This window comes from Paenibacillus sp. sgz302114 (genome assembly GCF_056120345.1).
The window spans coordinates 628,692-643,820 of the sequence record NZ_JBVYOI010000002.1 but is presented as its reverse complement, the minus strand read 5'-3'; the positions used below and the strand labels follow the sequence as shown (position 1 = coordinate 643,820).

The following is a 15,129-nucleotide window of genomic DNA, read 5'->3' as shown; positions in this document are numbered from 1 at the left end:
AACGAACAGGAGGTGCTCTCTAGGATGATTAACGTAAAGAAATCACCGGCTGACCGATTTATTGATCTCATTATTTATCTGGTGCTCGGCGTCATCGTGGTCATTACGCTTTATCCGTTCTGGACTCAGGTTGTCATCTCGCTTGACGGCGGAGGCGTGGACGGAGCCGCATACGCTTCAGGGTTCGTGCTCTTTCCATCCAAGCTGACCTTCGGAAGCTATAAGCTTGCCTTTCAATTCAAAGAGCTATGGACCGGTTACAGCTATACGCTGCTGCGGACTGTGCTTGGCGTCACTTTCTCCGTCCTGTTTACTTCGATGACGGCATATCCGCTTTCGAAGAAGGACTTGCCCTTGAATAAATATTTTACCGGCATGATTCTGTTCACGATGCTGTTCGCCGGGGGGACGATTCCATCCTACCTGCTTATCAAAGAGCTTCATATGATGAACACGATCTGGGCGCTTGTCGTACCAGGCATGATCGGAGCGTTCAACGTCCTCATCATGCGCAACTTCTTCCGCTCTATTCCGGAAGAGCTTGAGGAGTCGGCGCGCGTCGATGGTGCAGGCTATCTTCGCATCTTCACGCAGGTCGTGCTTCCGCTCTCGAAGCCGGTCATTGCCACGGTTGCCCTCTGGGTCGGCGTCGGCCATTGGAACGCATGGTTCGATTCGCTGATGTATATAACCGATCCAGGCAAGCAGGTACTGCAGGTCGTCCTTCGCAAAATCATCATCCAGAACAATACGTCCGACATTACGCTGCTTATTCAAAATCTGGGCAAGGATACCGAGTTCTCGGGCCGTCAGCTGCAAGCGACGATCGTCATGTTCTCTATTATCCCGATGCTCATCGTCTACCCGTTCATTCAGAAGTACTTTGTCAAAGGTGTTATGATTGGTGCTATTAAGGGATGAAGATCCTCTCTAATAGATATAGCATTACACATTCATAGGGGAGTGGTTGATGTGAAAAGAAGCAATAAGCGTTGGTTAGCAGGCGCGATGGCAAGCTCGCTTGTTCTTACGGTGTTGGCGGGATGCGGCAGCTCGAGCTCGAATGAAAATGCGGGAACGAACAATTCGGCGAAGTCGGATAATACGGCTAGCACGAATACGACGAATGCATCATCGAACAATGCGGCAGCAGACAATAAACCGGCCGAGAAGAAATTGCTGAAATTCTGGACCTCAAGCCCTGAAATCGCGAAGGCAGATGCGCCTGGCGTGAAAGCGATTCGCGATAAATTCGGCGTTGACGTCGAATTCGTGCCAACTGGCGGAGAAGGCTTCAAAGAGAAAGTGAATCTGATGATCTCCTCCGGCGATATTCCGGACTGGATGAAAGAGCCATCGTTCACGGATTATGATAAATATTTGCAGCAAGGCATTATCGCCGAAATTCCGCAAGAGCTGATCGAGCAGAATATGCCGAAGTATGTGGAGTGGCTTAAGCGCTTCCTCGGCGACGATCCGTTCAAATACGTTAGACGTGACGGCAAAATCTACGCGCTTCCAGTTATTTGGGATATCGGTATCGACGGTCTCGACCTCGGATTCCGAGAAGATTGGATGAAGAAGGTTGGCGTGACGAAGACGCCTGAAACGATTGATGAAATGGAAGACCTGCTGACGAAGTTCCGTAACGACGATCCAGACGGCAACGGCAAGAAGGATACATACGGCATGACGGCTTCCGGTGAGAACATCGAGAGCATGTTCAGCTCCGTATTCGGCGCATTCGATTCCTACCCGAACATCTTCCGCGAGAAGGACGGCAAGGTCGTTCGCGGCGAAATCGAGCCAGGCGCGAAGCAAGCGCTTGAAGTGCTGAACCGCTGGTATAAGAAGGGCATTATTGATCCTGAGTTCGTCGTGAACAAAGGCAACAACGTTGAAGATAAGGTGCTGACCGATAAAGTCGGCGCAATCGAGTACTACTGGTGGTCCTTCCTGCCAGGCACCGCATTCCTCGGCGGCGAACAGTGGTACGATAAGCTGAAAGCGAAGCACCCTGACTTTAACTTCGCCATTACAGGCGGCGTGAAGGGTCCAGACGGCAAGTACGGCATCTCGCAGTACAACCCGGCGTATGCATCCGGCGTCGTATTCGGCAAGCAGCTTGCTGACGATCAAGACAAAATGATCAAGTACATGCAGGTGTTCGAGGCTTCCCAATTCGAGCCGGACATCTATGAGAAGCTGAACTTCGGCGATAAGGACCAACAGTGGAAGCTCGGCGACAAAGGCACTGTGGAATACCTTGGCAAGTACACGGATGAGAAAGAACGTCAGAAGCTTGGGCTTGGCGGCTACTCGATGAGCGGCTCGTTCAATGACTACGACTTCCAAACGTCCTATACCTCCGATGCAAGCCTGCGCCAGCTGGCGAAGGACACAAGAGCGAAGGGCACTCGTGTCATCGACATTCTCGCTCCGTTCAACAAACCGGTCTACAACGAAACACAGGATAAGCTGAAGCAGTACACGACGCAGAACTTCATCGACTTCATCACAGGACGCAAATCGCTGAATGACTTCGATTCGTTCGTAGCGGAGTGGAAGAGCATGGGCGGCGACAAAGTGCTGGAAGAAGCACAGCAAGTGTACGATGCGAATTTGAAACAATAATAAGTCAGGCTGCGATGTCCTTTCCAATGCGAGTTGGGAAGGACATCCGTGTTTACGAGCGTATATGAAAAGTTAAGAGGCAAAAGGAGAGGATCATATGACGATGACGATGGCACGGATTGAGGCGGGGAAGCTGTCTTTTCTAATCAGTAACAAAGGGGAACTAATCGGACTGCATCACACGGTCAGCGGTGTCAGCTATGAGCTGGATGGACACCGGAATCCGCTGCTGCAAATTGTGAATGGAAGGGAAATTGAAGCGCCGACCTCTGCTAAGTACGACGAGGAATGCGGCGTGCTGGCGCTCTATTATGAACAGTCAGGCACGGAGGTGGACGTCCGAATCACAGTGAATCAGCAATACGTCACTTTCGAGGTCATTCTCATCGCGGTCGCACGAGGCAAAGAAGCGATCGATGCTCTCATCTGGGGGCCATATGTGACGAAGCTTGCCGATTCGATCGGCGAGTCGGTCGGCGTCGTTCATGACGGTGACTTCGCGGTCGGCATGCTGGCGTTGAATGCGAAGACGGTTGGCGGCTGGCCTGCCGAGCTGCCGCGTCAGCCTTGTGCGAACGAGCCTTATGCGGACAGCAAATTCGAATACGGCGACAGTACGGCGTGGCCGGTCAGCGAAGGAAGCTTGCTGCAAGCTTTCGCCCGCAATCGGACGAAGGGCGGACGCCGTCCGGTCTGGAATTTGACCGATGTTGAAGTGCAGCCGCTGCAGGGGGATGAGGCACAGCTCGGCGGTACAGGTATTGCTCTCTTCGGCTGCGACGTGAGCGAAGTGCTGGATACCATTGAAGCGATTGAGCTCGGCGAAGGATTGCCGCATCCGATGATTGAAGGGGAATGGGGCAAGAGGTCGAAGGCTGCGAACCAGTCGTATCTCATCACGGACTTCTCGGAATCCACGATCGGCGACGCCGTGGCATACACGAAGAAGGCGGGTCTCAAGTACGTGTATCACCCGGATCCATTTACTAAATGGGGGCATTTCGTGCTAAAGCCGGGACAGTTCCCGAACGGCGATGAAAGCATGCGTGCCTGTGTGAAGCAGGCAGAGGATGAAGGCGTATACGTCGGTGTCCATACTTTGACGAATTTCACGACGTTGAACGATTCGTACGTGACGCCGGTGCCGCATGAGGGCTTGCAGACGGTTGGCGTCTCGCTGCTTGTCGAGGGGGTTGGTGCTGAGAGCGATGAGCTTATTATCGCTGATCCGCAACCATTCACCGAGAGCCTGTTTCGGAAATCCGCTAAGCTTGGCACGGAGCTGATCGAGTATGAGGCAGTGTCGGAGCAGGCGCCATGGAAGCTTCTCGGCGTAACGCGCGGCGTGAACGGAACGACGGCAGCTGCACATGAAGCTGGCACAGCGATCGGCAGGCTATGGGATCACCCGTATGATGTATTCTTCCCTAACATGGAATTGCAAGATAAGTTTACGGAGCGGTTAACAGAGCTGTTCCAGCAGACAGGGCTGCGGCAAATTTCATTCGACGGACTTGAGGGCTGCTATGCGACAGGTCAAGACGGCTATGGAGTGAACCGCTTCGTTCAGCAGTGCTACGAAGGCTGGGAGCATGAGGTCATTAACGACGCGAGCATCGTCGTGCCGAACTATCTATGGCATATCTTCACCCGTTTCAATTGGGGAGAGCCGTGGGGCATATCGACACGGGAGGGTCAGCTCGAGTGGCGACTTACGAATCAGCGTTACTTCGCGCGCAATTTCATTCCGCCGATGCTCGGCTGGTTCCTTATCCGCTCCGTTTCGGATCGTTTCGAGGCGACGACGCTCGATGAGATTGAATGGGTGCTCTCCAAGGCGGCGGGCTTTGACGCTGGCTTCGCGCTTGTTGCGGATATGACAGTGCTTCGGCGCAACGGCAACGTAGAGGAGCTGCTTGCAGCCGTTCGCGAGTGGGAAACCGCGCGACGGCTTGGCGTCTTCACGGATGAGCAGCGCGAGCGGATGCGCGATCCGAAGAGCGACTGGCATTTGGAAGCGGCAGGCGAGGGAGGCTGGCTGCTGTATCCGGTGAGCATCTCGAAGCCGCTCACTTGCAGCCCGGAAGAGCTGCAGCCGGGGCAGCCGGGAGGCTCGGATTGGGCATTCTTCAACAAGTTTGGCGAGCAGCAGCTGCGATTCACGCTACGCGTCTCTCCGTCTTACGGCAACGAGGATGCGTCAGTGAAACGGCCGACCTTCTATACGCAAGGCACTTATATGACGTTCGAGACGGAAATTGCAGCGAATCAATATTTGGTCTATGACGGCGGTTCTAAGGGCCGCGTATATGACCTAAATTGGAATATCATCAGGGAAGTGAAGGCTAGCGCCGAAGCGCCGGTGCTGCGAGCAGGCGGACAGACGCTGTCGTTCAGCTGCAAGTTCGAGGGCGATCCGAAGCCGGTCGTCACGGTTCAAGTGGCGACTCGCGGCGAATGTGAAATCGTCCGGAAGGAAGCGAACTAATGGAGCGGCTGCGTGATTATACGATTGTTCAAGGTGACGGACAGTGGCTTGAAGGGGAGGAGGCTGGCGCCTCCTCGGTGCTGTCGGCAGGAGGCTCGGATACGATTGCGCTACTCTCGGGGGAAGGACGGCAGAAGCTCGCCGATGGCGAGCTTCGCTTCACGTTGACGCCGCTTGGCCTTGCGGGCAGAGTAGGTGCTATTATCCGCTATTCCTCCGCGAATAGCTGGATCTTCATCGGCTGCGATACGCCGATGGACCCTTTCGGCAGAAGCACTTGGATATGGGCGCTGCCTGACGGGGAGCGGGGCGTGCTGTTCAAGTCCGACCCGCTCTATGAAGATCATCCTTATGAGCTTGTGATCCGATATGTCGGGACTGTTCTTACCGTCATGATGAACGGTTATGAAGTTTATCATGGGAGCATCCCGGAGCTGTCGACGGTTCAGTCGTCCGGGGCGGTCGGATTCCGCGCATGGCATGCGGAGGACGGCAGCGGCGACGGATGCGCTCGAATAAGTGAGGTGAGTGAGAGGGAGATTGATGCGCCGAAGTATCAGCAGCAGCGACATGCCGATGATGACACGAGTACAGAAAGCTGGACGTTAACGTCCGAGTTGTTCGCGGTAGAGATCGATGCTGCATTTCCTCGTGTACTCGGTTATCGCTGGCTTGCATCCGGCGCGGTCTTGCATGGTCAGGAGGAGCGGCTGCAATACGTCGATTTGAACAACGAGCGGTATGAACCGCTCGTTGCCGTCGAGCGGCTTTCAGCGAACTCGGCTGCGTACGAGCTGCAGTTTCCTGAACTTCAGGTCGAGATGACAGCGGTAATCACCGTATCCGGCGCATCTCTGGAGTTTAAGATCACAGCTATTCAAGAACGAGGCGAGTTCCGCATTCGAACGATTGCGCTGCCGAATCATGGGCTTGTCTCTGTGCGGGATACGCAGTCAGGCGCTGCGGTTGCGCTATCGGAAGGGATTAAAGGCGATAGCTTCGCTATAGCCGCTGATCTGGAGCCGGAAGCGGCGCCTGCTTATAAAGCCATTGCTATCGTTCATACAGCAGAGCTGGCTGCAAGCGTCATCGGCAATTCACTGAACAATCGCAGGCGGCTGTGCGTGCGGACTGTGCAGCGAAGCGGGTATAAACAAACCGCTCTGTGGCACGGTTATTGGACGTACCGGGGACCGGATATGCGAATGACAGGCGAGCCGTGGGCGAAGGTGCTTGTGACGGCAGATCGCAATGGCGACGGAATCGTCGATTGGCAGGACGGCGCGATAGCCGTGCGTGAAGCGCTGCCGCCGATCCCGGGAGCGGATACGCTGCGGTGCAGCTATGCGCATATTGCGATGAACTTCGGCAGCTTGGCTCAGTTTCCCTTTCTACGGATTCTGGACAATGTGAAGAAGCTTCATCTCTATACCGATGGCTTCGGTCAGATGCTGGAGTTGAAAGGCTATCAAAGCGAAGGGCATGATAGCGGTCACCCCGATTATGGAAATAACTTCAATAAGCGGGCAGGCGGGCTGCGTGATCTGAACCTGCTTGCAACGCGTGCGCTCGATTACGGAGCAGTCGTCGGCGTTCATATTAATCATAGCGAGGCGTACCCCGAAGCAAGAGCGTATTCGTCTTCGCTCGTGACGACGACTCCCGGCTGGCGGTGGATGGACCAGTCGTATTACATCGACCGGGAAGCGGATATACGGTCCGGCAATTTCGATAAGCGTCTCGATGAGCTGAAGGAGCAAGCTCCTAACCTTGGCTTCGTCTACGTCGATACGTACCGCGATGAGCATTGGGCGGCTTGGCGTATAGTGGAGCGGCTTCGTGGTCTTGGCTATACGATCTGGACCGAGGAAGCCGATGCGCTCGATGCGGATGCGATATGGACGCATGACTCAACTGGAGACAGCGTCATCTCCCGGTTCATTCGCCATCAGGATAAGGATGCCTATGCCGAGGATGTGCTGCTGAAGGGCGGTTATGACCGCTATGGCGATAACGGATTCATGGGCTGGCAAAATGAACGTGATCTCACTTCCGTTGTTCGCGCCTTCTACACGAAGCAGCTGCCATACCGGTATTTGATGCATTTTGCGCTGATGAAATGGACGCCTTCGGTCGAGGCGATTCTTGAGGGCGGCGTTACCTCGAGGATCGAGGACGGAGCTGCGGTCATTCGGAAGGATGGGCGATTGATCGCTCGAGGCGATACCGTCTTCCTGCCATGGGACCCGATTCAAGAGACGAAAATCTACCATTGGAACAAAGATGGCGGCATGACACGCTGGCAGCTTCCGTTACACTGGCCTCAGAACGGCAGCGTAAAGCTGTACCGGCTATCTGCGCTCGGCCGTGTTCATGAGCAGGATGTCGAAGCGATCTCGGGAATGGTTACGGTAAGTGCGGAGGCTAACACGCCGTATGTGCTGTACCAGGAGGAAGCGCCGCCGAATCCGAAGATCATCTGGGGAGAGGGCAGTCCTGTAAAAGATATGGGCTTCGACAGCCATAGCTTCGACTGGTGGACGAAGTCATCTTCCTCGGGCGACACCGGGCATATTGCGATCGCGGCGACGAGCTATGGGCAATCTTATCTCCGCATTAGCGGTAATGACGGTGCAGATGCTTGGGTGAATCAAAGCTTGGCCGGGCTGAAACCAGGCGCCACTTACTCTGCATCTGTGTGGGTGCAAGTGTCAGATGGCCGCCGGGCCGCGCTTCGGATCGATGGCTGTGATGGTGCAGCGAAGGTACACGAGATTGACCGAACGGCTGTCGTCAATTGGGACCCGGATTCGGATAAACGAGGCACGTATTACCAGAGGCTTCAAGTTCGATTCCAGCCGCCGCAACAAGCGGATGCGCTTCCGCCGATGCTATCGCTTGTCGCTGATCAGGGCGATGCGGAGTCGTATGTTTATTTTGACGATGTACGGGTAAGTGAGGCAGGTGCGAGCGGCGAGAGCGCACATGATTATTATGAAGATTTTGAACAAGTGGATGCAGGCTGGGGGCCGTTCGTCAGCGCGCAGCCGAAGGTGAACAAGACGCATCTCTCGCAGCGGCATGAAGGTTATACGGACGATACGATTGAAGGGGAATGGTCGCTGAAGACGCTCGATCAGGTGACCGGCGAGCTGCTGCGCACGCTGCCTTCAACAGTCCGGCTGCTGCCGAATAGCACTTATCAACTATCTCTGCGCTATCAAGTGGAGCATGGAGGGCAATATACGATTGTTGTGCGTACGAGCGATGGCGGGGCAGAGCAGGACTTGGAAACTGAGCCACTACGCCAAGGGCTTCATGATTGGCAAGCGGAAGTGACGACTGGCGCATTCTCGGATTATTACATCGCGATCATGAGGCATGATAGCAGTCCAGGTTCTCTAGTAATCGATCAATTCGGAGTGTCCCGGATGGACGAAATTCAGTAATAATATCCCTATAGATCGTAATTCTGTCACGCGGATATGAAAGTTTTACATGCTATAGTGAATGGATAGATTCGATTCGCTAGTGGCACGTAGGCAGTATCCGCAGATACAAGGTACAACGAGAAAGGAGACTGGCGATGCTGCTTGAGGTCATTGCACTAACAGAGGAAGACGCCATAACGGCTTCGCGCTTCGGCGCCGACCGGATTGAGCTTGTTTCAGTCATTGAAGAGGGAGGGCTTACTCCTGATGCCAGCGTCATCTCGCAGGTAGCGGCGGTATGCACGATCCCGATGCACATTATGATTCGCCCGCACAGCCGGTCGTTTCATTATTCGGAAGCGGATTTAGCGGACATGATCCGCTCGATCCAGGAGATTCGGGCGATGCGGCTGCCGAAGCTCGGCGCGTTCGTGCTTGGCGTGCTAAACGCCGATCAGACCGTCGATGAAGAGCAGTTGAAGCAGCTGCTTAAAGCTGCAGGCGATGTGCCGGTAACCTTCCATCGCGCGTTCGATGAAGTCCGAGACCAGGCTGAGGCGCTTGATACGCTGATGCGTTACCCTCAGGTTCGCACGGTACTTACTTCCGGCGGCGTGCCGAATGTGCTGCATGCGACCGAACAGATTGCTCAGCTCGTCCAGCAGGTACAAGCGAAAGGATCATCGCTAGAAATCTTGGCGGGCAGCGGTCTTACAGTAGAAGCGGTGTCCGAGTTCGCGGAGGCGACGCAGGTGAGGGCCGTACATTTTGGCTCAGGCGTTCGCGAGAGCGGCTCGTCCACTGCGCCGATTGATTCGGCTCGGCTCTCGGACCTGCGCGCCATTCTGAATCAGCGATAACAAACAAGGAGGCAGCTTAGATGAAAATCGGATTAAGCACGTACAGCCTGCTCCCGGCGCTCAAGTCCGGAGAGATGACTGTGCTGGACGTTATTCAATGGATCGCCGACAACGGCGGGGAACATATGGAGATGGTGCCTTACGGCTACACGCTCGTTGATAACCTGGAGCTAGCAGATGCGGTAAGGGAGAAGGCAAAAGAAGTCGGCATCGCATTATCCAACTACTCGATGCCTGCGAACTTCGTGCAGCCGACGGAAGAGGAATTCGAAGCAGAGATGGCGCGGGTGAAGTCGCATATCGATCTCATTCACCGGATGGGCATGAACCATCTTCGTCATGACGTGACGGCGTTCACGATTCCGAAGGAACAGATGACGATTGCTTGGTTCGAGGAGAGCTTGCCGCTCATCGTGCGAGGCAGTCGGATTATTGCCGATTATGCAGCGCAGTTCGGCATTACGACGACAATTGAGAATCACGGCTTCAGCGTGCAGGCGAGCGACCGTGTGCAGCGCGTGCTGCAAGCGGTTGACCGGCCGAATTTCAAGACGACGCTCGATGTGGGCAACTTCATGTGCGTTGACGAGAACCCGATCATCGGCGTTATGAGAAACTTGCCGTATGCGTCGCTCGTTCATTTCAAGGACTTCTACTTCCGTCCTTACGATGCTCCGCCAGGAGGCGGCGATTGGTTCCGCACCTCTCACGGCAACTACTTGCGCGGCGCAATTGTCGGTCACGGCGAAATCGAAATCCGCAAAATCGTCAAGCTGATCAAGGATTCCGGCTACGACGGCTTTATTACAGTGGAGTTCGAAGGTATGGAAGAATGCAAATCCGCTTCCAAGATTGCAATGGACAATCTGCGGACGCTTTGGCAAGAAGCATAATATCACCCGATTTCAAGGAGGCGTACACGAAGCGATGCAAACGGAGCAGCTTATCATTCCTAGCGCAAAACAGCTGGCATACCAGGAGTTGGAGTTCGGACTCTTCATTCATTTTGGATTGCGTACCTTCTATGAAGGCTATGCCGATTTCGACGAGCGGGCGATGACGCCTGCCGCCTTCAATCCCGTGGGACTGGACTGCGAGCAGTGGATTCGCACGGCCAAGGAAGCCGGTATGGAATACGCGGTGTTGACAGCGAAGCACCATGACGGGTTCTCGAACTGGCCTTCGAAATATAGCAGCTTCACGGTCGAAGCTTCCCCATGGCGTGACGGACAAGGCGATGTCGTTCGCGAATTCGTGAACGCTTGCCGGAAGAACGATGTGAAGCCGGGGCTTTACTATTCGCCGTACGACGGCTCGGCGGACTTCTACACGCAGGATGCCAAAGCGTACGACGATTACTTCGTCAATCAGATCACGGAGCTGCTGAGCGGCTACGGCGATATCGATATATTGTGGTTTGACGGCTGCGGCTCGGAGGACCATACGTATGATTGGCCGCGCATTATCGGCGAGATTCGCCGCATGCAGCCGAACATTCTTATCTTTAACATGGGTGATCCCGACTTCCGCTGGATCGGCAATGAAGACGGCATTGCGCCGACTCCTTGCTGGAACGTGGTAGATTCGACGGACTTCTCGATCTATACGGATAAGCTGGATGATCTTGGCGAGCAGATGTGGCTGCCGGCAGAATGCGACGTGCAGATGCGCGCGAACGGTTCCACTTGGTTCTACAGCGATGCCGACGAGCATATGGTGAAATCCGTCGATGAGCTGATGGGGCTCTACTATCTCTCCGTCGGCAGAGGCACGAACCTGCTGCTGAACATCGGACCGCACCGAGATGGCTTGCTGCCTGCCAAGGATGCAGACCATTTGACGCGTTTCGGCGAAGAGATTCGCAGACGCTTCGGCAATCCGATTGCGACCAATGAAGCTTGGGTGCAGGAAGGCCGCACATGGCAGTATAAGGCGCAAGCTTCGCATCTTATCGACCATGTAATTATTGAAGAAGATCTCACTGGCGGCGAGCGGGTACGCCGTTTCACAGTCTCTATCATCTCAGCCAAATCGCACCGCCCTGTTACGATGTACGAAGGCAGCAATATCGGCCACAAAGCCATTATTCGTATTCCTACTGTAAAAGCGGCCGGAGTCATTGTGGAGGTAACCGAATGCGATGACGAGCCAATTCTTCGTTCCCTCTCGGTTCACTATACGGGTGGCGACGTTTAAGAGCAGCTAGATTATATGAGCACAGCCCGAGCCTGGTAGATTTCATCTGCCAGGCTTTATTTTTGCAGTGTAGTGAATGAAGAGAGGAGGGAACGGCACAGTGAAGAATCGAAAATCGATCCTCGCGCTAGCAATCACGACGCTGGTGTTATTGTCAGCAGTTGCTTCCGTAATTGTTATCCATCACGGTCAAGGTGGTAGAGCTCCCGCGGTAGTTGACCCGCATGAGATCGGGCTCAATACTCAAGATCCTTACTTTACTGCGGAAGACGACTTAAACCGCATGTATGATCAAGTTCGAAGCACTGGCGCGCAATGGGTACGGGCAACTTTATTCTGGGATATGATGGAACAATCAAAGGGGAGCATCGATTGGCCCCAGGCAGATCGCATTCTCGATACGGCTGCGGCAAAAGGGCTGAAGCTCGTGCTCGTTATTCGCTCAGCGCCTTCTTGGGCGGCTGACGGCGCAGATACTTCACAGCACAATTATATGCCCTCGGACGGAGATGCATATGGGCTTTTCTGCTATGAGGTTGCCAAAAGGTACTTGGAGAAAGGCGTTCCGATTGTCTTCGAGCTCGGTAATGAAGAGAACATGCAGTTTTTCAATATGCCAGAGGTTGATGCTGCTCAATATACGAGGGCGATGCTAATTCCCGGCTCGGAGGGCATCCGCAGAGCGGCGATGGAGCTTGGCATGGTGCGTCCGCTTGTGCTCGTTGGCGGATTCGCGCCTGTTGAGCCCGCCTATATCCCGGGCAGCGTCCGGCCTCTTGATTTCATGCAGACGATCTATGACAGCGGCGGGCAAGGTTATTTTGACTCCATTGCCTATCATCCGTATACGTATGTGTCTGAGCCGTCGAGCACCCACTGGACATTTAGCGAGCTTGCAAGTCTCGTCGATCTCATGGATAGCCGCGGCGATACTGATCGCAAAATCTGGGCAACCGAAGTAGGCTGGGCTACTGGCACAGGAGAAGGGGAAGTAAGCGAGGCGGACCAAGCGCAATTCACAAGTAAGGCGTTCGATGTTTGGTATAGCTTGCCTTACGCTGGGCCTATGCTCTGGTACGAGCTGGTGGATAACGCCTCGGACGATGATGCCGACAGGGAGAACAAATTCGGGTTATTGCACAGCGATGCAAATTGGACACCTAAACCGGCGTACGACGTATTCGTGGCCAAAGCTCGTTCCTATTATGTGAAGTGATGGAGCCAACGCGGCTAGAAGTTGTGGTAAACTTATCCTGAATCTTTAATAGAAAGCGGTGGATGCGGGGATGGCGATTCACATTGCTTTGCTGCGCGGCATTAATGTCGGCGGGAAGAACAAGATCAAGATGGCGGAGCTGCGTGAAGCGATGGAAACAAGCGGATTTGCGCGGGTGCAGACGTATATTCAGAGCGGCAACATATTGTTCGAGTCGGATGAAGAGGAGCCGGAGCTATGCCGCCAGATCGAGCAGGTAATCGAGAATTCGTTCGGGCTGTCCATTCGAGTCATTATTCGCTCCGCGGCAGAGCTTGAGCATATCGCGGCGAGCTGTCCGTTCACAGAAGCGCAAATTGCTCAGGCGGAGGCCTCCTGTGAAGGAGAATGCTTGTATGTGTCGATGATGCTGGAAGCCCCGAAGCCGGACAAGCTTAGCAAGCTGGAAGCTTTCGATGCCGGCGCGGATCAGTGGGCGCTTGCTGGCCGTGATCTGTATCTGCTGTTCGCGGAGAGCGTCCGCAATTCTAAGCTCGCTGTCCAAGCGGACAAGCTGAGTCCGCCGACGACGGTACGCAACTGGAACACCGTGAACAAGCTGGTTTCATTGGCGCGTGAAATGGAGGGACAAGCATGAACACGGACAAGGATATGAATATGAACTATGACTTGACGCATTATCCATACTCGTCGCGAAGAACAGCGACCGTTGCACGTAATGGCATGGTCGCGACTTCGCAGCCGCTTGCTTCGCAGGCAGGGCTTCGCGTTCTGCAGCAGGGCGGCAATGCCATCGACGCTGCTATCGCGGCTGCTGCTTGTCTCACCGTTGTCGAGCCGACCTCGAACGGTATCGGCGGCGATGCGTTCGCCATTCTATGGTGCAAAGGCCAAATGTATGGCCTTAATGCAAGCGGCGGCGCGCCATCGTTGCTGAAGCTGGATGCCGTCAAGCAGCGCGGCCACGCGGGGGAGATGCCGACAAGCGGCTGGCTGCCGGTCACCGTCCCTGGCGCGCCGGGAGCTTGGGCGAGCCTGTCCGAACGGTTCGGCAAGCTGCCGTTCGCGCAGCTGATGGAGCCTGCCATCGCCTATGCAGATGGCGGCTATCCGGTCAGCCCGGAGCTGAGCATCAAGTGGTCGCGGGCTTATGAGGTGTGGAAAGCTCGGCGCGAGAGCGGCAGAGAAGGTGCGAGTGGCGTCTATGACGAGTGGTTCCGCGTCTTCGCGCCAGAAGGTCGGGCGCCGAGGCCGGGAGAGATGTGGCGCTCGGAAGGCCACGCGCTCGCGCTTCGCGATATTGCCGCGACGAAGGGCGAATCGTTCTACCGCGGCGAGCTGGCGGAGCGAATCGACCGCTATGCGCGGGAGAGCGGCGGCCTGCTTCGCAAGGAAGATCTAGCCGCATTCCGGCCGGAATGGGTGCAGCCGCTGTCGGTCAATTATCGCGGCTACGATGTGTGGGAGCTGCCGCCGAACGGGCAAGGGCTTGTCGCGCTGATGGCGTTGAATGTATTGAACGGCATCCCGCTTGGCGACAAAGACAGCGTGGAGACGTACCACGCCCAGATCGAATCGCTCAAGCTGGCTTTCGCGGACGGGAAGCATTACATTACCGATCCGGCGCGGATGAGCGTCAGCGCGGAAGAGCTGCTGTCGCAGGATTATGCGGCGCAGCGAAGAAGCTTGATCGGCACGGAGGCGCTTATGCCGGAGCCGGGCGAGCTGCCTAAGGGCGGAACGGTCTACTTGGCTGCAGCCGACGGAGAAGGCAATATGATCTCTTTCATCCAGAGCAATTATAACGGCTTTGGCTCCGGTGTCGTTGTGCCGGGCACAGGCATCAGCCTGCAAAACCGAGGGCATTCTTTCTCGCTTAATCCTGCACATGCGAACGTGTTGGAGCCAGGCAAAAGGCCTTATCATACCATTATTCCAGGCTTTCTTACGAAGGACGGACAACCGATCGGTCCGTTCGGCATCATGGGTGCATTCATGCAGCCGCAAGGACATTTGCAGGTGATCTCGAACCTGATCGACTATAAGCTGAACCCGCAGGCTGCCCTTGATGCGCCGAGGTGGCAGTGGACCGAAGGCAAGCAAGTGCTTGTAGAAGCGGAGGTTCCGTCTGCTATTGCAACGGGGCTTCAGGAACGAGGGCATCACATTCAAGTGATGGCCGACCGCAAACCTTTTGGCTGCGGACAAGTGATATGGCGGGAGCCGAGCGGCGTATTGATTGGCGGGACAGAACCAAGAACGGACGGCTGCATAGCTTCATGGTGATTGCGGCGATATGGAGAG

At 55.2% G+C, this 15,129-nt stretch carries 10 protein-coding genes; all 10 read left to right on the top strand.

What is annotated here, in order from left to right:
* The first annotated feature begins 24 nt into the window (after positions 1-24).
* The 10 genes from AC0LWF_RS08005 to AC0LWF_RS07960 all read left to right on the top strand — a co-directional run bounded on the left by AC0LWF_RS08005 (position 25) and on the right by AC0LWF_RS07960 (position 15,111).
* The gene (locus tag AC0LWF_RS08005) at positions 25-921 is read left to right on the top strand and encodes a carbohydrate ABC transporter permease (protein WP_474651019.1); all 897 of its coding nucleotides are present in this window, start codon (positions 25-27) and stop codon (positions 919-921) included.
* 51 nt (positions 922-972) lie between these two features.
* Positions 973-2,634, top strand: a complete 1,662-nt coding sequence (locus tag AC0LWF_RS08000) for an extracellular solute-binding protein (RefSeq protein ID WP_474651018.1) — start codon at positions 973-975, stop codon at positions 2,632-2,634.
* A gap of 97 nt (positions 2,635-2,731) precedes the next feature.
* The gene (locus tag AC0LWF_RS07995; RefSeq protein ID WP_474651017.1) at positions 2,732-5,122 is read left to right on the top strand and encodes a hypothetical protein; all 2,391 of its coding nucleotides are present in this window, start codon (positions 2,732-2,734) and stop codon (positions 5,120-5,122) included.
* On the top strand, positions 5,122-8,571 hold the full coding sequence (locus AC0LWF_RS07990) for an endo-alpha-N-acetylgalactosaminidase family protein (RefSeq protein ID WP_474651016.1): 3,450 nt from the start codon (positions 5,122-5,124) through the stop codon (positions 8,569-8,571). Before AC0LWF_RS07995 ends, AC0LWF_RS07990 begins: the two co-directional genes overlap by 1 nt.
* Positions 8,572-8,708: 137 nt before the next feature.
* Entirely contained in the window at positions 8,709-9,413 is a 705-nt protein-coding gene (locus tag AC0LWF_RS07985) for a copper homeostasis protein CutC (protein ID WP_474651015.1), read from the top strand.
* Between the two features lie 20 nt (positions 9,414-9,433).
* The gene (locus AC0LWF_RS07980) at positions 9,434-10,306 is read left to right on the top strand and encodes a sugar phosphate isomerase/epimerase family protein (protein ID WP_090580484.1); all 873 of its coding nucleotides are present in this window, start codon (positions 9,434-9,436) and stop codon (positions 10,304-10,306) included.
* A 34-nt stretch (positions 10,307-10,340) separates the two neighbouring features.
* The gene (locus tag AC0LWF_RS07975) at positions 10,341-11,609 is read left to right on the top strand and encodes an alpha-L-fucosidase (RefSeq protein ID WP_474651014.1); all 1,269 of its coding nucleotides are present in this window, start codon (positions 10,341-10,343) and stop codon (positions 11,607-11,609) included.
* 100 nt (positions 11,610-11,709) lie between these two features.
* Positions 11,710-12,825 (top strand): hypothetical protein, encoded by a 1,116-nt coding sequence (locus AC0LWF_RS07970; protein WP_474651013.1) that lies wholly within the window; start codon positions 11,710-11,712, stop codon positions 12,823-12,825.
* Between the two features lie 70 nt (positions 12,826-12,895).
* On the top strand, positions 12,896-13,462 hold the full coding sequence (locus AC0LWF_RS07965; RefSeq protein WP_474651012.1) for a DUF1697 domain-containing protein: 567 nt from the start codon (positions 12,896-12,898) through the stop codon (positions 13,460-13,462).
* A complete protein-coding gene (locus AC0LWF_RS07960) occupies positions 13,459-15,111 on the top strand; it encodes a gamma-glutamyltransferase family protein (protein WP_474651011.1) in 1,653 nt (550 codons plus the stop codon). The genes AC0LWF_RS07965 and AC0LWF_RS07960 overlap by 4 nt, the downstream gene beginning before the upstream one ends.
* The last annotated feature ends 18 nt before the right edge of the window (positions 15,112-15,129 follow it).

Excerpts from the sequence above, each read along its gene's own strand:
- AC0LWF_RS08005 (WP_474651019.1), top strand. The coding sequence starts at position 25 with ATGATTAACGTAAAGAAATCACCGGCTGACCGATTTATTGATCTCATT.
- AC0LWF_RS07995 (WP_474651017.1), top strand. The coding sequence starts at position 2,732 with ATGACGATGACGATGGCACGGATTGAGGCGGGGAAGCTGTCTTTTCTA.
- AC0LWF_RS07990 (WP_474651016.1), top strand. The coding sequence starts at position 5,122 with ATGGAGCGGCTGCGTGATTATACGATTGTTCAAGGTGACGGACAGTGG.
- AC0LWF_RS07985 (WP_474651015.1), top strand. The coding sequence starts at position 8,709 with ATGCTGCTTGAGGTCATTGCACTAACAGAGGAAGACGCCATAACGGCT.
- AC0LWF_RS07980 (WP_090580484.1), top strand. The coding sequence starts at position 9,434 with ATGAAAATCGGATTAAGCACGTACAGCCTGCTCCCGGCGCTCAAGTCC.
- AC0LWF_RS07975 (WP_474651014.1), top strand. The coding sequence starts at position 10,341 with ATGCAAACGGAGCAGCTTATCATTCCTAGCGCAAAACAGCTGGCATAC.
- AC0LWF_RS07965 (WP_474651012.1), top strand. The coding sequence starts at position 12,896 with ATGGCGATTCACATTGCTTTGCTGCGCGGCATTAATGTCGGCGGGAAG.
- AC0LWF_RS07960 (WP_474651011.1), top strand. The coding sequence starts at position 13,459 with ATGAACACGGACAAGGATATGAATATGAACTATGACTTGACGCATTAT.